The organism is Butyricimonas muris, assembly GCF_046365375.1.
Lineage (GTDB): Bacteria > Bacteroidota > Bacteroidia > Bacteroidales > Marinifilaceae > Butyricimonas > Butyricimonas muris.
The window spans coordinates 221,653-242,776 of the sequence record NZ_JBKEIT010000009.1 but is presented as its reverse complement, the minus strand read 5'-3'; the positions used below and the strand labels follow the sequence as shown (position 1 = coordinate 242,776).

Below are 21,124 nucleotides of genomic sequence, written 5' to 3'. Positions count from 1 at the left end.
TATGAAAAAAGTAATGTAGTGTGGCTTGTTTTGTCAAAAAATAAGCGGCAGCAATTATGGAGAATTATGAAACTAACATGGATTTTGTGTGTCTGTTTCGTGTGTACGTTATCCGCGAACAGTTTGGCACAGCAAAAATTGAGTATGAATTTGGGGGAAACGTCGATTAAGACGGTTTTCGAGGAGATTCGTAAGCAAACGAACAAGATCGTGATTTATAATGACGACCGGTTGGCGTTGCGGAAGAAGGTGAACGCGGATTTCAAGGACATGGAGTTGGCAGATGTGCTGGAACGTGTACTTGCCGGAAGCGGTATGACGTACAAGTTCGTGGACGATTATATCGTGATTACTCCTGCCGTGAAGCCCGCGCAGGATGAGAAAAAAGCGTTTCGGGTAAAAGGTTTCGTGTACGACCAGAACAAGGAGGCTTTGCCGGGAGTGACGGTGAAAGTGGCAGGGGTACCCCTCGGGACTTCTACCGATGTGAACGGGTGGTTTACCATGGAATTGACCGAGAAAGCGACTTTGGAATTTTCATTCGTGGGGTATAAAAGGAAGACTTTGGCTTTGACCGATCAGATGTTGAAAGACACGATTCGGGTTTACATGGAGGAAGAGGTGAACGAGATGGATGAGGTTGTCGTGACCGGTTATCAGGAAATCCGCAAGGATCGAATGACAGGTTCGGTGACGGTGATTACTGCCAAGGAGTTGGAGAATAGTGCATTCAAGAGCATAGACCAAATTTTGGAAGGTAAGGTTGCCGGGTTGTATTCTTTCAAGACCAGCGGAGCTCCGGGAACACGGGCGAGTGTTCGTATCCGGGGTGACAACTCTATATCGGGTAACAAGGAGCCGATGTGGGTGGTAGACGGTCTGCCCTTGCAAGGTGGTGTGGCATCCATTAACGTGCTTAACGCGGGAAATATTCAGGAGTCTGCACTTGATCACGGTATCGGTAACCTTTCTCCGGCGGATATCGAGTCAATCACGATTTTGAAGGATGCGGCAGCATCGGCTATTTACGGTGCGCGAGCTGCTAACGGTGTGATTGTGATCAAGACGAAACGCGGTTTCGAAGGGGATGCTACTTTTAGTTATAACGGTAGTTTCGGTATAGTATCGGCACCGAGCATTGATTTGGATTTTATGAACGGTCGCGAGAAGGTGGATTTTGAGCTTCAGTTGATGCGGGATTTCCATCGTGCCGATCAAGCCGGGTTAGCGGGTAAGATTTACGATAATTATAAACAAGGACGTATTAGTGCGGCAGAATATGATGCCGAGTTAAATCGGTTGCGTTCCACGAACACAGATTGGTTTGACGAGATTTTCCGGAAAGGATTTTCGCATTCTCATTTCTTGTCGATGCGCGGAGGTTCAGCTAAAACAAACTACTATGCTTCATTGAATTATAGCGGTCAAGACGGTGTATTGAAAAGTAATCACTATAATAATTTGGGCGCAAAATTGGAAGTTCGTCATAAACCTATAGAGAATTTGGAATTGCATTTCCAAGTAGAAGGAAATTATCGCGAGGATGTTGATCATGCTTCTGCTGTAGACCCGTTCAAGTATGCGGTTTTTGCTAACCCGTACGAAAAGCCATACAACGAGGATGGTAGTTACGCTGCTGATTTGAGTTATTTGGGTGACAACTGGAGTGATTTGAAATATGGTTATAGGTTCGATACATTCAATATCTTGCGTGAGTTGGATGAAACGCAGAATAAGAGTATTGCCTCGGATGTGTCTGCCCGTTTGGGATTCAATTACAAAATCATGGAAGGATTGACCGCAGATGTAAGCGGATCGTTGACGTATAGTACGAATAACACGGAGAAGTGGGCAGGTCCTGAAACGTATGCTTCTTACGCGAATGCAAGTTTCGTGAGAGCGGCATTGATGATAAATCCGGAAAAAGAAATACCGGCGGGTTATAATAACGGTTATTTGAGAGAAGGTTCCGGTCGTTCCACTGCTTTTGCGTTGAGAGGATTGCTTAGTTATAATAACGATCAGTTGGAGGGACATTCTTTTTCTGTTGTTGTCGGTTCTGAGATTTCAGGTAGTAAGAGTTATAATAACTTCCATAATTTCCCGGAGTTTAATCAGATCTATCGTTTTACCACTTTCCCCTCTTTTGACGATCCGGCAGGACAAATCAAGTATGAGAATTTTGTAAGCCAAAATATATTCAACAACATGATGGGTACGGGAGAGGCACAGGACCGTTCGGCTTCTTTCTTTGCGGCATTCACTTATACATTACGGGATAAATATGTATTCAACGTGAACGCTCGTTTTGATGGGGCGGATATTATCGGTACGGATAACCGTTTTACCCCGTTGTGGTCAGCCAGTTTCCGTTGGAATGCCATGCGGGAGAATTTCTTGAAGAACGTGAACTTTATTTCCGATTTGGCGGTACGTGTTTCTTACGGGTACACGGGAAATATTGACCGTAGTTCTTACCCGATGCCGTTGGTTTACTTGAGTGGAGAGAAATATGACGGTTTGTTTATTGCAGAAAGCGTGACTTTCCCGAACCCGAATATCAAGTGGGAGCATAAAGAAGACCGGAATATCGGTTTGGATTTCGCTTTTTGGAATAACCGTGTCGGTGGTACGTTTAACTATTACTGGAATACCACCCGCGATTTGTTGGGAGATATGACTACTCCTATTTCTTACGGGCGTGAAAGTATCCGTACCAATGTATCCTCGTTGGAGAATAAGGGATGGGAATTCAACATCAATCTCCGTTTGGATTTGGGTAAGGATGTGTATTGGGTAAACTCCTTCAATATCGCGCAAAACAAGAACAAGATTACCGATACCTTTATTAAGAATTTTGAGGAGTTTCAAGATGTGAATTGGGCTGGTAGTACTGCCAATATCGAGGGGTATGCTACCGGAACCATTTTCGGACACCGTTTCGCTGGGGTAAATCCTGCCACGGGTAATGCCATGTTCTATTTGACAGAGAGAGCCAGAGAAGTGTGGGCGGAGAATAAAGAGGTGTCGATAGATGAGATCCCGTACGTAATGGAGGATACGGATAGCGAGCTTGACCAAAATGTGTTGAAAGCCTCTTTGGTGAATTTGGGAACTTTGAATCCGAAAGTGACCGGAGGATTTAGTTCTACCTTGTCTTGGAAACAGTTGGAGGTACGTCTCGCTTTTGCTTACAGCGCGGGACATCGATTGGAAACATTTAACGAGCGGAAATATGCACCTAACGGAAGTACAAGAAGTGAAGTACATTTCTCTCGTACTAATCGTTTAAAGAGTGCCATGAATCGTTGGCGGACTCCGGGGGACATTACCGATACGCCTCGTTATAGCTTTAGGGGGGCTTCGTATCACCAGATGTTGACGGATGATAAGTATGAAAAGGCCGATTTCTTGGCTTTCCGCGATTTGACGGTATCCTATGATTTGCGCGGTGATTGGTTCAAATATATCGGATTGAGCCGTTGTCGTGTGGGATTGCAGGTGAGCAACGTGTTTGTATTTACGAAGTACAGCGGTTTGGACGTGACTACCGGAGGGGCATTCAACTACCCGAATCCTCGTACTTATATGTTTAATCTTTCTTTGGGCTTTTAAAAGACGGATGTTATGAGAAAGTTTATATATTTAATTAGCTTTTTATTGGTTTTAGGAGTTACCTCTTGTAAAGAGTTTTTGAATGTAACTCCTAAGAACGTGATTTCGATGGAGGACTTGCAAAGTATCAAGCAGGCGTTATCCAGTTTTTTGTATGGTATGCCTGCTGAGGGGGATGGACATACTAAGATGGTGCGTAATCCTTTCAGTCGTTTCAGAGAAGATATTCCCATGGTTTCTTATGCAAGTGAGGTTGATTTGTATCTTTTAGCAGCAGATGATGCTGGAATGACGGTTGAGGATGTGGAACAAGCAGATTGGAGGTCGGAAGGGACTCAGGGTTTTTGGAGACGGTATTATGGGCCTATCGGTTTGATGAATTTATATATTCATGAAGCAAAAACGGCTGCCGGAGAGGAAGATATGCGGGATTATGTAATGGGAGAGGCTTACGTTGTGCGTGCATACTGTTTCTTTAAATTGGTTCAGTATTTTGCTCCTTATGACAATAATGAATTGGGTATTCCTTTGTGTTTGAATTCTTATGATGATTTCGAGGATGTGGATTTGTCCCGTGCTCCTCAGACAAAGGTGTATGCCCAAATTTTGAGTGATTTGCATGAGGCGGAAATTCGTTTGGAACGTACACCTATGCGGAGTAGTTTTAACCGGATGTACGATACTCATGTTGTAAATCGCTTGTTTGCACAAGTTTATCTATTTAAAGCACTTTCTCCTGCGGCGGAGGCTGATGATTGGAAAAATGCAATCTTGTATGCTTCAAAAGAAACAGATGGTGCGGAATTGGAGAAGAATCCGGATAATTTATCCAGGTTATTTGATGCAGAAACACAAAATAGTGCAGTAGCGAATACTGAAGCGGCTTTGCGTATAAGATTTGATGGTACTGCTATGAGTAATAGTTATTTCTATAGAAATTTATTAGTTGATGAAGAATTTTTGAGTACTCATTTTCCTGATTCGGAAGGAGATATTCGGAATGAATATTCTTTTGGAAGAAGATCTGTTAGTATGCCGGGAGTAGGTACTCAATCAAGGAAGTATTTTAATAAATATAATATTTATGGGGCTACTTATGGAAATATATTTATCGGATTCCGGTTGGCAGAGGCGTTCTTAATTCAGGCAGAGGCATTGGTAATGACCGATCAGTTGGATGAAGCAAAAGCAATCTTGGAGCGTTTTAAAGAGGCAAGATATACAGGAACTTATACGACTCCTTCGGATAAAGAGGGGTTGTTGCAAGATATCTATCGCGAACGTCGTAAGGAGTTTATAGGTGAAGAAGATTACAATTGGATGGATATGAAACGTTTGGGAGTAAAAACGGAGCGTACAATTATGGGACAGACCTATACATTGAATGGTGCGGGAGATTATCGTTACACGTTCCCGATTCCTACAAGTGAGTTGGAGAATAACAAGCAATTAAAGCAAAATCCGGTTTGGCAATTAAAAGATTAACATTATGAAGACAAAGAATTTATTATATTTACTTTTATCGCTGGGCATTTTTAATGGATGTACACCGGAAGAGGGTGAGTTGCTCGATTTTAGCAAAGTTGAAATTGAAAAAGTAGAGTTAGGTGCAGATGCTGAGCAGTTGATTGCTGATGGTGTCGCCACTTTGACATTGGATCCGAAACTTTATCAAGTAGCAGAGGGGAAAGATGGAGAGAAAGTATATGGTAGAATACCGGTGGATAGGATTCCCAGTGATATGGTGAAGTATTTCTTGGAAGATGGAACTGAATTGGAGGGACCGGAATACAAGACGACTGATGCTTCAAAAGGGAAAGTGAGTTTTTATATCACGGCAGACGGAATGAAATCCGATTTGTTTACCGTGAAATTGCGGCAACCTTTTGCGGCGGACGAGTATGAAACGATTACCTATCCCGTGGTATTTCACGTGGCGCAAACTACAGAGAGTGTAACCGGGGGTGCGAAGTTGGACGCAAGTTTGATTTACGAGTTTTTCAATACGATGGTGAATAGCTTTGAGCGTAAACTCGTTTTTGGCCCGAATAGTGTTGATACTCGTATTCGTTTCCAATTAGCTGAATATGCTCCTGATGGAACAAAAATGCAGGAGAAAGGGATAAATCGGTGGTCTGCGCCTGAGATGGGATCGGATTGGCACTATTTTTCACAGAATGTTGAAGGCGAGATTAAAGGTTATCAAGCTAAAAAACTTTTATGGGATTATAAAAAGTATTTGAATATCTGGATTATAGAAACTGTGGCGGGGACATCTGCACAACCTCCTCGTTTTATATTGGCTGGAACAGAGCCTTTGGAGGGAATACCTGCTATGCAGGAGAAAACCGAGGAGGAATTTGAAGCGATGGAGAAAGATGATTGGAGTCTTAGTGATATCGGTATGATGTTTGATCTCGAGCAGTTTTCAACAGGTGACGATTTATTGTGGGGACAACTTGGTCAAGTGGGAATGTTTTTTGGATTGTTGCCGACAGAGTACACGGGAGAAGAAGGGATAACATCGGATTATTGCGAGGACACTGTGCCTTATGATATTTATAAGGAAGCGTGGTATGACAATAATGGAAATGATGCTAATAATCGTTTGAAGGTAACCGAGAATGGATTGTTATTTTATTCCACGAATATCATGGATACCTATTCTTTTAGAACTGACATTACTATGGATCAGATGAAACGTATCCGTACTATCACGGATAACTGCCCGCTCCGTTGGGCTTGGAAGAGCAAATGGGCTTTTACAGGAAAAGAAGATTAATAATGTGCTGATATGTTGTGAATTAAGAGAAGGAAGAAATCGAAGAAAGGTTTCTTCCTTACTCTTACTATGTTGTAATGTGTGATTTTATTGAATTGTGAGTTTATGAATAGAGGATGTCGTATTTTCTCTGTCCTGCTGTTATTGCTTTTTTGGGCGGGAGGTTTGGTAGCTCAATCTCGCTTGAAGTTTGACGGGGAGGGACGGTTTAAGATCGTGCAGGTGACTGATATGCACATTAACCAGAAGAAAGGGCAGTCGGAAGTGTGTTTTGAATTGTTGGAGGAGGTGATACGGGAGGAGCGACCGGACTTGGTGGTGTTTACGGGGGATCAGGTGACAGAGTTGAATCCGCAAGCGACATGGGGACGGTTGGTGGAGCAAATGAGAACGTGCGGGGTGGCGTGGACGATGGTTTTCGGGAATCATGATCACGAGCAGGGAATGAGTCGGGAGGAGATTTACGAGATGGTGAAGGAGGCTCCCAATTGCTTGATGAGCAAGGGGAACGTGAAGGGTGTCGGGAATTACGTGTTGGAGATAGAGGGGAAGCAGAGCCGGGCGACGGCTGCTGTGCTTTATTTTTTGGATTCGCATAGTAATTGCGAGTTGAAAGAGGTGGGGGGATACCAGTGGGTGGATTTTTCACAGATAGCTTGGTTGCGGGAGCAGAGCGCAAGACGAGAGTGTCCGTCGCTGCTGTTTATGCATATCCCGTTGCCGGAATATAACCATGCTTGGAACGGGAAGACGTTCGGGGTGAGGTTGGAAGAAATTTGTTGCCCGAGGCTGAATAGCGGGTTGTTTACTGTGTTGAAAGAGTCGGGGCAGGTGATGGGGGTGTTCGCGGGGCATGACCATGAAAATGACTTTATAGGTGTATATTATGATATAGCGTTGGGATACGGGCGTGTGTCCGCCGGGAAAAATGCCTACGGGTGTTTGGAACCGGGGGTGCGGGTGATTGAATTGACGGAAGGGAAACGGGAATTTGAAACGTATGTCCGGCTGAAAGGCGGGGAGGCGAAAAACAGATGCAAGTATCCGGTAGATTTTGAAGACTTGAAAAAATTGAAGTAATGATTAGATTGTGTTTTGTGTTGTTTGTGTGCGCTTTGCTCATTTGTCCGGCAATGGTTGCCGGACAGGGCAAAGACCGTGAAATTAAAGTGACTTGGGACAAGGAGAGCCCGGTGAAAAAGATTGTATCCCCGACGAAAGGGAAGGTGAAGAACGTGGTCTTTATGATTGGCGACGGTATGAGTCTGATGACGATGTATTCCACTTGGGCTGCCAACCGGGGAAAGTTGAATATTGAGAATTGCCGATGCGTGGGGTTGGCGAAGACTTATTGTTATGACCGTTTGATTACCGATTCCGGGGCATCCGGTACGGCTTTGGCGACAGGACATAAGACTCGCTACCATTCGGTGGGGGTTGATCCGGACGGGAAGCCGTTGACTACTTTGACGGATTTGGCTGCCGCTAAAAACAAGTCCACGGGGGTTGTGGTTACCTGTCGTTTGAATGATGCCACTCCGGCGGCTTTCTGCGCGCACAATAGTGACCGGGAGCAGGCGGAAGCGATTATCGCGGATTACGTGGGGTGTGGTGTCGATTTTATTTTTGGTGGCGGTAAGCGGTATTTTTGTGAACGGGAGGATGGTCGTGATATTATGGAAGAGATGCGGGCGTTGGGGTACCGGACTCCGGAGAATAAGGAGCAATTGGACGCTATCGAAAGCGGAAAAGTGCTTGCCGTTTGGGCGGATCACGATTTGCCTCGTCCGGCAGAGCGGGAAGAGATGCTGACGGAGGGTACCTTGAAAGCCTTGGAACTTTTGTCGCGTAACAAAAAAGGTTTTTTCCTGATGGTGGAGGCGTCGCAGATAGACGATTACGGGCATTCCAATCAACTTCGTCCTCTGGTGGAGGAGGTATTAGATTTCGACCGTACGATAGGTAAGGTGTTTGAGTGGGCGGCTGCCGACGGGAATACGCTGGTGGTGGTGACTGCCGATCATGAAACCGGAGGACTGACTTTGGTGGGCGGTGATTTGGAACGAGGTGAGATCGTGGGTAAGTTTTCCACGGGTAGTCATAGCGGTGTTATGGTTCCGGTTTATGCCTTTGGTCCCGGGGCGGAAGCGTTCACGGGTATTTATGAAAATACCGATATTTTCGAGAAGATTAAATCGCTGTTGAAATTATAAAGAGATGGTGAAATATATTGCATTGTTTTTTATCCTTGTCGTGTGGGCGGGAGCGGGGAAGGTTGCTTGCGGACAACGGGATGTTACCTTTATCATCGCGGCTGATTTGCATTTCGATTTTTTGCCCGAGACGGATCAATACTATCACGTGGTGGCGATGAATCGGGTGCCGGGACATTTCGTGATGCCCGACGGGGAGGTGATTAGCCGGGTGAACGGCGTGGTGATAGCCGGTGATATATTTGACCGTTCCCGTCCGGAAATCATTGACCTTTACCGTCAGCGGTATGAACGCGGGGAGGGGGAAAGGCGGATTCATTTTCCGGTTTATCCCGGTTTGGGGAATCATGATTTGGACGTGGCGAGGGATGGCGCACCCAATAACGAGGAACATTTGCAGTTGATAAAGAATTATTTGGATTCTCTTTTGGTTGTTCGTTTGCGAAACGGGGAGATTCTGAACTGGCATCCTTCCAGCCGGAGTTATTCGTGGAACGCGGGGGATGTGCATTTAGTGCACGCGCAACGGTACGCGGGAGATACTTCCTATTGCGAGAGTAATTTGGAGTGGTTGAAAGCGGATTTGCAGACGTACGCTTCCAACGGGGAACCGGTTGTTTATATTCAGCACTATGGCACGGACTCGTGGGCAATCGAATGGTGGCCTCGGGAGGCACGGGAGGAGTTGTTCGACGTGCTTGACAAATATAATGTTGCCGCTTTTTTTGCCGGGCATACGCATATAGCCATGATGCCGGAGTACCGGGGATACCCGATTTACGAGGTGAATAACGCTTGGAAAGACGAGGATGGCAATGGCTCTTTTGCCGTGTTGCGCATCAAGGATGACCGGGTGACGGTGGCTTCCTGCCGTTGGAAAAACGGGGAGGGGGAGTTGGAAACGGTGGAGCCGGTGTTGAATCGTACGCTTCCGGTAAAGGCTCGGGAGAAGATTCACTATAACGCGTTTTCGCATAATGACTATTGGCGCCGCCGTCCGTTGGAGGACGCCTTGTCCTGTCGCTTTAATTGCGTGGAGGCGGATTTGTGGCTGATAGACGGGGACGTGTACGTGGGGCATAGCAAGCCGTTTTTTCGTCGAGCTGCCCGCACGTTCGAGAATATGTACTTGAAACCTTTGGTGGCACGGATAGAGGCAAACGGGGGAAAGGTGTATCCCGGTAGTGATCGCCCTTTTTTCTTGATGGTTGAGTTTAAAAGTGATGCGGAGGAACTCTATCGAGTGTTGAAAGAGAAGATGGAATCTTACCGGAAATATTTTTGCTCGCTGGACGAGGGGGAATACCGGGAAGGAGCCGTGTTGCTTTTTATCTCCGGTAAACGTCCCACGCGTGTGTTGTCGCGAGAACAGAGTCGCTTTATGTTTCTCGACGGGATGATTTGGGATCTCGGGGTCGGGAAGCCGACTACGTTGATTCCGGTGGTCAGTGATCATTATTCCCGCTATTTTACTTGGCGGGGGAGAGGGAAGATGCCGGAAGAGGAGTACAGGAAGATGAAGGAGATACTGGATAAGGCTCATGGCGAGAATAAGCTTTTCCGTTGGTGGGGGGAGCCGGAGAGGAAAGCGGTGAAGAAATTGTTTTTAGAGATAGGTGTTGATTTGGTGGGTACGGATGATTTGAAGATGTTACGTAAGTTGCTTGAATGATGAAAATAATAAATACGGCGTACATGGCGTTGTTGCTGTGTGTGGCTTGTTCCGAGCCGAAAGATTCGGCGGTTAATGCAGTCAATCCTTTTGTCGGGACGGGGTTCCACGGGCATACGTATCCGGGGGCAACGGTGCCGCAAGGGATGGTGCAGTTGAGTCCGGATACGCGGCGAGGGAATTGGGATGCCTGTTCCGGTTATCATTATAGTGATTCAACTCTGTTCGGGTTTTCGCACACGCATTTGAACGGGACGGGTTGCATCGATTGGGGTGATATTCTGGTATATCCCTCTTCCCGAGAGCTTTCGCCTGACTGGACTGCCGACTGGATGCCCCCTCATCCGTTTTCTCATGAACGGGAAGAGGCTATGCCCGGTTATTATCGGGTGGAGTTGCCTGCGGAGGGAATAGAAGCGGAACTGACCGCAACCCCTTACACGGGTGTGCATCGTTATACATTCGAGCGGGGTGGCGAGGTGTCGATTGTTGTGGATTTGGCGCACGCGTTGAGTGACGATAAAATCAAAGAGGCACGGATGGAACGAACCGGTGATAACGAGATACGCGGGGGACGTAATACTTCCGGGTGGGTGGATAATCAGCATATTTATTTTATAGCTCGTTTCTCCCGTCCGTTTCATTCTCTACGATGGGTGAAAGAGGGAAAAACGGTTGATTCTGTCGATTCCATCACGGGAGAAAGATTGCAGGTTATTGCCACGTTCCGCCTTTTACCGAAGGAGTCCGTGGAAATGTACGTGGGGTTGTCGTGCGTCAGCGAGGAAAATGCTCGCGATAATCTGGAACATGATTTCACGGGAGATGGATTTGACCATTTCCGCCGGGAAGCGGAACAACGTTGGCGGCAAGTGCTTTCCCGCGTACGGGTGAAGGGGGGCACGGCGGATGAATGTGCTAATTTTTATACCGCCTTGTATCATAGTTTTCTCACGCCTAATTTAGTCAGTGATGCCAATGGTGACTATCGGCGTCATGATATGAAGACGGGTAAGGTTGACGGTCGCCGTAAGCAGTATTCTACTTTTTCTTTGTGGGATACTTTTCGAGCATGGCATCCTTTGATGACGCTTCTGGATACGACTTTGGTCGGCGATATGGTCAATTCCATGCTGAATATTTATGATGTCACGGGAGAACTTCCCATTTGGTCGCTTTCCTCGGGTGAAACGAATACGATGATTGGTTATCACGCCGTTTCCGTGATAGCGGACGCCTATTTGAAAGGTATCCGCGGTTTTGATGCCCGCCAAGCGTTGGAGGCGATGACTCTTTCTGCCGAGAAAAACGCCAAAGGGGCGGCTTATTATACCCGTTATGGTTTTATTCCTTCCGATTTACGACGGGAATCCGTATCCTGCCTGTTGGAATTTGCTTATGACGATTGGTGTATTTCCCGTTTGGCTACGGCATTGGGAGAGAGTGAAACAGCACGGCGTTTCGCTCTCCGTGCCGGTAATTACGCGAATGTATTTGACGGTTTCGGTCGTTTTTTTCGTCCCAAGCGATTGGACGGTAATTGGGAACCGGCGTTTGACCCTTGCCGGGTTGGGCGTGCTTACACGGAGGCTAATGCTTGGCAATATCGTTTCTTTGTTCCTCATGATGTACGGGGGATGATACAGCTTTACGGGGGAGAGGCGATGTTTCTCGCGGATTTGGATTCTCTTTTCCATGGGACTTCGACGGTCGAGAGCGATTTGCCCGATATTACCGGATTGATTGGTCAGTATGCCCATGGCAATGAACCGAGCCATCACATGGCGTATCTTTATACTTACGCGGGACAGCCTTGGAAAACGCAGGAAATGGTACGTCGCATCTTGAAAGAGATGTACCGACCGACTCCTGACGGCATTTGCGGTAACGAGGATTGTGGGCAGATGTCAGCTTGGTACATTATGAGCAGTCTGGGGTTCTATCCCGTGTGTCCCGGTTCCAACGAGTTTATTCTCACGTCCCCTTTGTTTCCCGAGGCGACGATTTGTTTGGCAAATGGCAAACGATTGGTCATTACGGCTAATGAGCCCGCTTCTAATACTTACATCCGCCGGGTGTGTCTGAATGGTAGGGAAATGAAGCGTTGTTTTATTACTTACGAGGAATTGATGCAAGGAGGTGAGTTGTCGTTTGAACTTTCGGCGGAGCCTTGTACGGAATGGGGCGGTTACGGTTCGGGGCAACCTTATTCCATGACTCGTGATAAGCAGGTTGCCATTCCCTATGTTTCGCGAGACCTTTATCTTTTCGAGGATGCCGTTGTTTTTGAAATAGGATGTACGACCTCCGGTGCCGAATTGCATTACACGCTGGACGGTAGTGAACCTACCTCGTTTTCTCCCTTGTATCACGAGGCGATTCGTTTGGATTCTTCCGCGATTCTTCGTGTGCGGGGTTTCAAGGAGGGGTATCTCCCCAGTCGATTGCTGGAATTGCCGGCGGTAAAAGCCGTCTATCGTCCTGCTGAAAGACCGCACGCCCTGAATAAAGGTTTTCGCTATCGCTATTACGAGGGTAAATTTACCGGCGTGGAGGATATGGAAAAGATTCAGCCCGCGGATTCCGGTTATATGCCCGTGATTCGCATCGACCAAGCTCCTCGTGAGGACCACTATGGTTACATTTGGGAAGGCTGGATTCGGGTGCCGTCACGGGGTGTTTACGAGTTCGAGTTGAAGTCTGACGATGGTAGCGTACTTTACGTCGGTGACCGGAAAGTGGTTGATAATGACGGTTCTCATGCAGCCGTGTCGGCATTCGGGCGTATTGCCCTGCAACAGGGGTATCACCCCTTTCGACTTCTCTATTTCGAGGATTACGAGGGGCAGTTTTTGGAATGGAAATGGAAAAAAGTAACTCGCTAGAGTGAGTGTATGGATAAATAAATTATTAACAGTATATTTTAGAATATGAAAAAAGTAGTACTATTGTTGGTTTGCGTGATGTTTGCTTCTCTATCGGTTGAGGCGCAAGGTGTGAAGTTTGAGTCGGGTACTTGGGATAAAGTTTTGGCTCAAGCAAAGAAGAAAAATAAAGTGGTCTTCGTGGATGTTTACACCACTTGGTGTGGTCCCTGTAAGCAAGTGGCAACTAAAGTTTTCCCCCAAGAAAAGGTGGGTGCGTTTTATAACTCGAATTTTATCAATTATAAAATAGATGCCGAGAGTCCGGAAGGTAAGAAATTCACGGAGAAATATCCGGCGGATGCTTACCCGACATTCTATTTTATCAATGGCAAAGGGGATGTGGTGCATAAAATGACGGGAGCCGGGAATGCAGAGCATTTTATTTCCGAGGGGAGAATGATTGCCCTGTACGAGCGTCACGGGGGAAAAGATAATTTTGTGGCAGCCGTGAAAAACGGAACAGCCGATAGGGATATGCTGTATGAATATTATCAATCTGCCAATGAGCGTAACAAGCCGGCGGCCGTGAATCTTTGTTTGAAAGCTATGCCGACCGAGGAGTTGATTAGCAAAAATAATAAGTTACTCGAAGAGATGTCTTTGTATGACAAGGAACTGATGACTCGTTTGGTGGATGAAACGATGAAGGTTAGCAATGACGGGCGGATTTTGGATGAGAAGTTTTACGGGGATTTTATTTATTACACGGTATTTCCCGTGCAGTATCATATTTCGAGATTTTTGAAACAGAGTATTCAAACGGCAAACTGGGAATGGTTGAACGAATTGTTGGTTTTGAAAGCGAAGTTCGCCGATTATGGAGGGAAGATATACCCGAACGGTAACGTGTTGGATGGAGATTTGGATATCTCTCGAGGGCGTGGCTTGTTTTTTGCTACGCCTCAGTATATTAAGCTTTGCTATTGGGCGGAAAATCGTGTTGGGGAAGAGGAGTTCAAGGTGGAATTTCCTCGTTTTATGGAACGGTTGATGCAAGAATATCCCCTCGATACTTTGATGAAGGCGGAGAAGGATCGTGTGATAGATGAGATTCGTAAGGAAGGGCAGACGGAGTTTTTGAAATCGTTTGCCAGAGGTATTTTGAAGCGCGGGGAACTCACGACACCCCGTATCGTGGAGTGGACGGATTATTTCTGGAAACTTTCACCTTCGGATGAAAAGACTAAGGAGTCGTGTAGAGAGTGGGTTCTTTATGCTTTTAATGCGAATCGCTTGTATGGTGAAACGGCTTTCTATGTAGCTGATTTTTTGGCTCGAATCGGGTATTTCGAGGATGCCAAGACGGTGCTGGAGCAAGCAATTTATTTCCAGAAAGATATTAGGAGTGACAATAAAGCACTTATGAAAGAGTTGGAATGGAAATTGAGGGATGTGAATAACAGGAAGTTGTAAGTAGAAGATAATGCATTTTTGTGGTTACCGCCACTTCTGTTTCATTAATACATGAAAACGGGAGTGGCGGAATTTTTTTTCGCGGCGGATACCTCTTTTGCCTTTCTGAATTGTTATATGGGTGTACATTAAATTTAAAAAGATGATTATGGAATTTTGTAGTAAGTTATCGTGTATTTTGTTGTGTTGTTTTTTAGTAGGGAACGGGAGAGGCATGGCGCAAGAGGTGGTTTACCGGGATTATACCCGGCAGGAGGCCGCTTTGCTTGATTCGTTGAAGAAGGAAGGGGTGTTGCCTTTATTCAAGGGAATGCGGGCGTTGCGGCAGCAAGCGCAAGGGGTGAAGGAGAGTACTCCGGTGAATATCGAGCCCCGGCGTGCGGGGAAACGGGAGATGACACCGGAGAATATAATCAAGGCAAGGAAAGGCGGGCGAGCGTGTTGACGGTAAATAAATACCAAGGAGTGACGACACGTCCGGATATGGTTTACGGGTGGGCAACAGCCGTCGTGTTGACAGCGGACGGTGTTTGCGTGACCAACTTTCACGTGTTTTGGGAATTACTTGATCCGGCAGCGAAGTTGAACCCGGCGGATAGCGTGATATTCGTGGCGACAGAGGACGGTCGGGCTTACCCTATCACGGAAATTCTCAGTTTTAACAAGGCGGCGGATATGGCTTTCTTCAAGATTGATACCCGGGGGGATGTGCTTACCCCGATGCCCTTGGGCGATGATCTTCCGGCGGGGGCGAACGTGCATTTGTTGAGTAACCCGGAAGGCTACCCGTACGCGTACACGCACGGCAGGGTGTCACGGACGATTGCCTTGAACCCGGGTGATCCTTTTTCCCGCAGGATGGAGATGACCGCTGATTTCGCGAAAGGTTCAAGTGGCGGTCCGATCATGGATGACCGGGGAAATATGGTGTCGATGGTATCGAGTATCCGTGCGATATACTTTTCCAATCAACCGCCTTATCATTTGCAAATGAACGTGAAGTTGACCATTCCGGTGAGTTCGTTGCGACGGGTGATAAAATCACCAAAACAAAAGTGAAAAAATTTTGGATGAGATATTGATGTATTTCCAAATGGAATTTCAGTGTTGGATTAATTGAATAAATCATTACTTTTGCAACATCATGGGTGTTGTTATTAAGTCAGATAAAGAGTTTGAGAAATTCTTTCGGGAGAATTTTCCAGCCGTGCAGGCGTTTATGCGACGTTACACGGGTGACGATGAATTGGCGGCAGATTTGGCGCAGGAGGCATTCATGCGAGTGTTTGAGCGGCGGGAGGAGATTATTTCCGTGGAGTACGGGAAGGCCTTTTTATACACGGTGGCGAGGCATTTGTACTGGAATCATTGTAAACATCAACGTGCGGCGGAGCATTATTTCGCACAGTTGGATGAAGATGATGCGGATGATTATAATTTTCTGGAAGAGGCGACACGTCAGGAAACCATACGGATTTTGTACGCGGCAATAGAGCAATTGCCACCCCGGACTCGTGAGATTATTCGATTGAATTTGGAAGGTATGAACAACACGGAGGTTGCCGAAGAGTTACAGATTTCCGTGAACACGGTGAAAGATTTGAAGAAATCGGCTTACGTGACATTAAGAGGTTTATTATCAAAAAATTATTTCCTTATTTTGACGTTCCTTTTGAGCGATTAAATGTTAAAATCGTCTTTCTTTGAATTTTTTTTGCTGTTTTACCCACCCACTTGGGTTTTGAAGTAATCTCTAGGGTAAAACAACAATAATTATATGGATTTATTAGAACGACGAATGATGATTGCCCGGCTGATAGCGAAAGAACTGACGGGAACAATGGACGAGAGGGAACGGGAGGAATTATCCCGTTGGCTCGCGGAAGACGGGCGACATCAAGAGGAGTACGAGCGGTTGAAAATATCGTTGGAAACAAACGATAAAGTGTGGGAAGAACAAGCCGCGGGACGACGGATGACAGATGCCCGTTGGGAACTCACGAAACAACGGATAAGGAAACAACGGCGTATCGTGTGGAGCAGATACGCGGCGGCGATTGTACTGCCATTGACAATTGCGGCTTTTTGGTTTATAAGCCGGGATACATCACGGGAGCAAGTACCCGTGCAGATGGTTGCCATTACTCATGGTGTGGTGAAGGCCCAATTGCAATTGGCTGACGGGCGCAAGGTCGAGTTGAACGACACGACACGATTGCGCATAGAAGAGGCGGGAGGAACTGAAATTCAAACATCGGACAAAATGGTAAAGTACACGGGGAGTGATTCCGTGGAGATACCGTTAGCGGGCGAGAGGTATAACACGTTGAGAGTACCCCGCGGTGGAGAGTTTGCTTTGGAGTTGGCGGACGGAACCCGTGTTTGGTTAAATTCCGAGTCAACCTTAAAATATCCCGTTCATTTTACCGGGGACCTGCGGAAAGTGGAGATGACGGGAGAGGGATATTTCGAGGTGGCGAAGAATGTCGGGAAACCCTTTGTCGTGGCGGTAAATGGTGTGAATGTTAGGGTGCTGGGTACAAGTTTCAATGTTTCGGCGTACAGCGAAAGGGTGGTCACGACGTTGGTCGAGGGGAAAGTACAATTGCAAAGAGGGGCAGATAGCGTGACCTTGATACCTAATCAACAAGGAATATGGCAGAACGGGAAACTTGGGTTTGAGGTGAAACAGGTTGAAGCTCGGAATTATTCGTTGTGGCGTGAGGGAATTTTTTATTTCGAGGATACGGATTTGGAAACGATTTTGGATGTCATGGCTCGCTGGTATAACGTGAATATTTTTTACGTGAACCCGGGGGTGAAGTCCATGAGGTTTTCCGTGGAAGTTAAGCGCTACGAAAATATAGAGCAAATATTAAGGAGAATAGAACAGACAAAACGAGTGAAATTTGATATAAAAGATAGGACTATAAACGTGTGTGAATGAAAAAGACAGGTAACGCCCCCACGCTACCTGTCAGAATACATTCAATAAATTAATTCAATGTAAAATTCAGAAACAAAGTTATGAAAAAAAAGTGTAACTCGAGTGGTCTTATGAAAATAAGGCTACGTAAAAAGTTGTTGACTATGAAATTTTTTGTGCTTTTTTTCTTGTTATCCGTGTCTGTGTCGGCAACGACTTATTCGCAGGAGGCAAGATTGACACTTTCGTTGGAAGATGTTTCTTTGACAGAAGTATTTTCTGCGATTAGAAAAAACACTGCGTTCACGTTTATTTATAACGTGGATGACGTGAGAAATTTGCGGGTGAAATCCTTGAATGTGAAGGATGCCACAATTCAGCAAATTTTGGATGAGGTACTTCGTGGTACGGGATTTATTTATCGAATTGAAGATGAGGTGATAGTGATTCAGCCGCGGGATACGAAAGAGGAAAAGAAATCTATTCGTTTGAAAGGATTCGTGTACGACACGAAAAAGCAACCGATTCCGGGTGTGACGGTGAAGGTATCCGGAGTAGCATTGGGAACGTCCACGAATGCAGACGGGTGGTTCGCCTTGGATTTACCTATGCTGAAAGGGACATTGGAATTTTCTTTTATCGGTTTTAAAAGGGAAACATTGGACTTTTTCGAGAGAACGGCAAAGGATACACTTCGTGTTACCATGAAAGAGGAGAGTCAGGAACTGGATGAGACAGTGGTTGTGGCGTTTGGTACGCAGAAAAAAGAGAGCGTGGTATCGGCTATCACGACGGTACGTCCGATGGATTTGAAATCCTCAAACAGTGACTTGACTTCAAGTTTTGCCGGTAAAATTGCGGGTATGATCGGTTGGCAAACGGGAGGTCTTCCAGCCGCCTTGACCGAGGAAGAGATGAATACAAAATTTTATATCCGTGGAATCACGTCATTTCAGACCGGGGCGAATATAGACCCGTTGATCCTGTTGGACGGAGTGGAATCTTCCAAGTTGGACTTGGCACGCATTGCCCCGGAGGATATTGAGTCTTTCAGCGTGATGAAAGATGCCTCAGCCACGGCTATGTATGGTGCCCGTGGAGCGAATGGTGTGATTTTAGTGACCACGAAGAAAGGACAGGAGGGAAGTGTGTATGCCACGGCTCGTTACGAGGCTGTATTTTCGATGCCGACAAAAGAACTTGATGTGGTGGATCCGATTGATTACATGAAAATGTATAATCAGGCTTTGCTTGCTCGCGACCCATTGGCAACTCCTAAATATAGCGTAGAACGGATAAATCGTACAGCCTCTGGTAAGTATCCTTCTTGGGTGTATCCGGCTAACGACTGGTATAAAATCATGTTTAAGGATTATAATACAAACCATCATTTAGGGGTGAATATTCGCGGAGGAGGAAAAGTGCTTCAGTACTATGCTTCCGTGAATTACAATCGTGATATGGGTATGTTGAAAACGGACAAATTAAATGATTTTGACTGTAATATCACGAATAATCAAACTTCGTTCAGGGCTAATTTGAATATAGATTTAAAAGCTGGTATTAAATTAGTGGTTAATTCATCGACGACAATAGATAAATACCATGGTCCGCTAGAGAGTGTTACTCAAGCTTATTCATTAGCGTTTAATGCTTCTCCTGTGGATTTCGCTCCACTTTATCCCGGGGATGATACATACAATTGGCCTCACCTTCGTTTCGGGACAACAGAGTCTGAAAAACAAATTAATCCTTATATGCAATTGCATAGAGGGTATCTGGAAAGGACACGTTATTCTACAACGAATAGGGCAGAATATATTCATAATCTTTCCAGTCTCGTGAAAGGCTTGGAAGCGAGAGCAAGTGTTTCCGTATCACAAGCCGGCTATTATACTACCGGTTTTAAGACGATACCGGCTAAATATTCACTGCTTAATTACGATTTTGAAACGGGTAAACATACTTTACAAGATTTATCCGTAACGTCTTACAGGGCTTTAACGATAGATTCTGATGCTAGGGTTTCAACAACCAACACGAGGGTTACGTATGAAGCACGCCTGTTGCATTCTGCGGCTTGGAAGGAACACCAAACTTCGTTAACAGCAGTTTTTCAAGCTTCGGAATATACCTATACACCCATTCAAAAAGTGTTGGACGGAATGCCACAACGTAACTTGACGTATTCTATGCGTGGGAGTTACGGGTATAAAGACCGTTATTTTGTTGAAGGTAGTTTTGGATATAACGGTTCTGAACGTTTTGCCGAGAATAACCAAATGGGCTTTTTCCCTGCTGGTGGGATTGCATGGGTTGTAACTAGCGAGCCGTTTATGGCGTCGACGTCTAAATGGTTGGATTTTTTGAAGTTCAGGGCATCCTACGGGCAAGTCGGTAATGACGGTATCGTGGCCTCTCCCCGCTTTGTTTATTTGCCTAATTTAGTGGGACAAATGGGATTTACGGATCCGGAATCCGGTACCGGTGGTAGTGCTTTTGTGGCTAAAAAAGTACTATATTATGCTAATGAGAAAATTAAATGGGAAATTGCGGAACAGTTAAATTTGGGTATCGAAACGAAGTTGTTCAAAGGTCTTGTAGAATTCACTTTAGATGCTTACCAAGAAATCAGGCATAATATTATAGGGTACCGTACGAATGTACCGGCAAACATGGGTATCGAGTATTCTCAATTGGATAATATCGGTAAATCCCGTTCTCGTGGAATTGATTTTTCCGGTAAAATACAACATGCTTTCACGCCTGATTTTTGGATTATTTTGAATGGAACCCTTACTTATAATAAAGTGGTGTATAAAGCTATTGAAGAAGCCAGTGACAAACCTGTATGGCAAAAGAAGGTAGGAAAAGAAATTTCTCAAGCGATAGGATACATTGCAGAAGGAGTATTTCAAGACCAAGCGGAGATAGATAATTCACCCAAGCAAAGTGGTGATGTGAAGCCCGGGGATATTCGCTATCGTGATATCAATGGTGACGGCATGATTGATGTGAACGATGCCACGTTTATCGGTTTCCCGGAGACCCCTCAGTTGATATATGGTTTCCACGGATTTATCAATTATAAAAACTTTGAATTCAGTTTTGCATTTCAAGGCTCAGGCAAGCGTTCGTTTTTCATGAATCCAGAGAAATTATCGCCGTTTGTTGATGACCACGCTATGCTGACAGCTATTTATAAAGACCATTGGTCGGAAGATAATATGACGAAGAAGCCATTTTGGCCCCGGTTGTCGACATATAATTTAATACAACATAATCCCGAGGAAAATTGGTATGATAGTAAGGCGTCCGAAGTCCGTAAGAGTACATATTTTATGCGGGAATGTCGATTCTTGCGTTGTACTTCTTTGGAGGTGGCGTACAATATGCCGCGGAAATTGATGGAGCGATGGAAATTGCAGAATGTGAAATTTTTTGCACGTGCCAATAATCCGTTCTTGATATCCAATTTTAAAATATGGGATGTTGAATTAGGTGAAAACGGTTTTAATTATCCGATTCAAAAAACCTATACGGTAGGCTTGAATTTTAGTTTCTAATTTTAATGCA

Annotated in this window: 13 protein-coding genes; all 13 read left to right on the top strand. The window is 45.6% G+C overall.

The annotated features are described in order from the left end of the window. Window positions 1-66: 66 nt before the first annotated feature. The 13 genes from ACK8P8_RS15630 (at window position 67) to ACK8P8_RS15570 (ending at window position 21,114) form a co-directional block, all read left to right on the top strand. A complete protein-coding gene (locus tag ACK8P8_RS15630) occupies window positions 67-3,615 on the top strand; it encodes a SusC/RagA family TonB-linked outer membrane protein (RefSeq protein ID WP_410026041.1) in 3,549 nt (1,182 codons plus the stop codon). 12 nt (window positions 3,616-3,627) lie between these two features. Beyond that, window positions 3,628-5,100, top strand: a complete 1,473-nt coding sequence (locus tag ACK8P8_RS15625) for a RagB/SusD family nutrient uptake outer membrane protein (protein WP_410026040.1) — start codon at window positions 3,628-3,630, stop codon at window positions 5,098-5,100. Between the two features lie 4 nt (window positions 5,101-5,104). After that, window positions 5,105-6,397 (top strand): hypothetical protein, encoded by a 1,293-nt coding sequence (locus ACK8P8_RS15620; RefSeq protein WP_410026039.1) that lies wholly within the window; start codon window positions 5,105-5,107, stop codon window positions 6,395-6,397. 105 nt (window positions 6,398-6,502) lie between these two features. After that, window positions 6,503-7,477 (top strand): metallophosphoesterase family protein, encoded by a 975-nt coding sequence (locus ACK8P8_RS15615; RefSeq protein ID WP_410026038.1) that lies wholly within the window; start codon window positions 6,503-6,505, stop codon window positions 7,475-7,477. Beyond that, entirely contained in the window at window positions 7,477-8,610 is a 1,134-nt protein-coding gene (locus tag ACK8P8_RS15610; protein WP_410026037.1) for an alkaline phosphatase, read from the top strand. The genes ACK8P8_RS15615 and ACK8P8_RS15610 overlap by 1 nt, the downstream gene beginning before the upstream one ends. 4 nt (window positions 8,611-8,614) lie before the next feature. Further along, window positions 8,615-10,282, top strand: a complete 1,668-nt coding sequence (locus ACK8P8_RS15605) for a metallophosphoesterase (protein ID WP_410026036.1) — start codon at window positions 8,615-8,617, stop codon at window positions 10,280-10,282. After that, window positions 10,282-13,167: a GH92 family glycosyl hydrolase gene (locus ACK8P8_RS15600; RefSeq protein ID WP_410026049.1), complete on the top strand. Its 2,886-nt coding sequence runs from the start codon at window positions 10,282-10,284 to the stop codon at window positions 13,165-13,167. Before ACK8P8_RS15605 ends, ACK8P8_RS15600 begins: the two co-directional genes overlap by 1 nt. A 45-nt stretch (window positions 13,168-13,212) precedes the next feature. Continuing rightward, a complete protein-coding gene (locus ACK8P8_RS15595; RefSeq protein ID WP_186977934.1) occupies window positions 13,213-14,622 on the top strand; it encodes a thioredoxin family protein in 1,410 nt (469 codons plus the stop codon). A 148-nt stretch (window positions 14,623-14,770) separates the two neighbouring features. Beyond that, window positions 14,771-15,067, top strand: a complete 297-nt coding sequence (locus tag ACK8P8_RS15590; protein ID WP_410026035.1) for a hypothetical protein — start codon at window positions 14,771-14,773, stop codon at window positions 15,065-15,067. Further along, entirely contained in the window at window positions 15,061-15,681 is a 621-nt protein-coding gene (locus ACK8P8_RS15585; RefSeq protein WP_410026034.1) for a S1 family peptidase, read from the top strand. The genes ACK8P8_RS15590 and ACK8P8_RS15585 overlap by 7 nt, the downstream gene beginning before the upstream one ends. A gap of 85 nt (window positions 15,682-15,766) precedes the next feature. Then, the gene (locus ACK8P8_RS15580; protein WP_099290087.1) at window positions 15,767-16,306 is read left to right on the top strand and encodes an RNA polymerase sigma factor; all 540 of its coding nucleotides are present in this window, start codon (window positions 15,767-15,769) and stop codon (window positions 16,304-16,306) included. Window positions 16,307-16,399: 93 nt separating this feature from the next. Next, a complete protein-coding gene (locus ACK8P8_RS15575; protein WP_410026033.1) occupies window positions 16,400-17,569 on the top strand; it encodes a FecR domain-containing protein in 1,170 nt (389 codons plus the stop codon). 143 nt (window positions 17,570-17,712) lie between these two features. Further along, window positions 17,713-21,114 carry a TonB-dependent receptor gene (locus ACK8P8_RS15570; protein ID WP_410026032.1) on the top strand — a complete coding sequence of 1,134 codons (3,402 nt, stop codon included), beginning with the start codon at window positions 17,713-17,715 and terminating at the stop codon, window positions 21,112-21,114. Window positions 21,115-21,124: the final 10 nt, after the last annotated feature.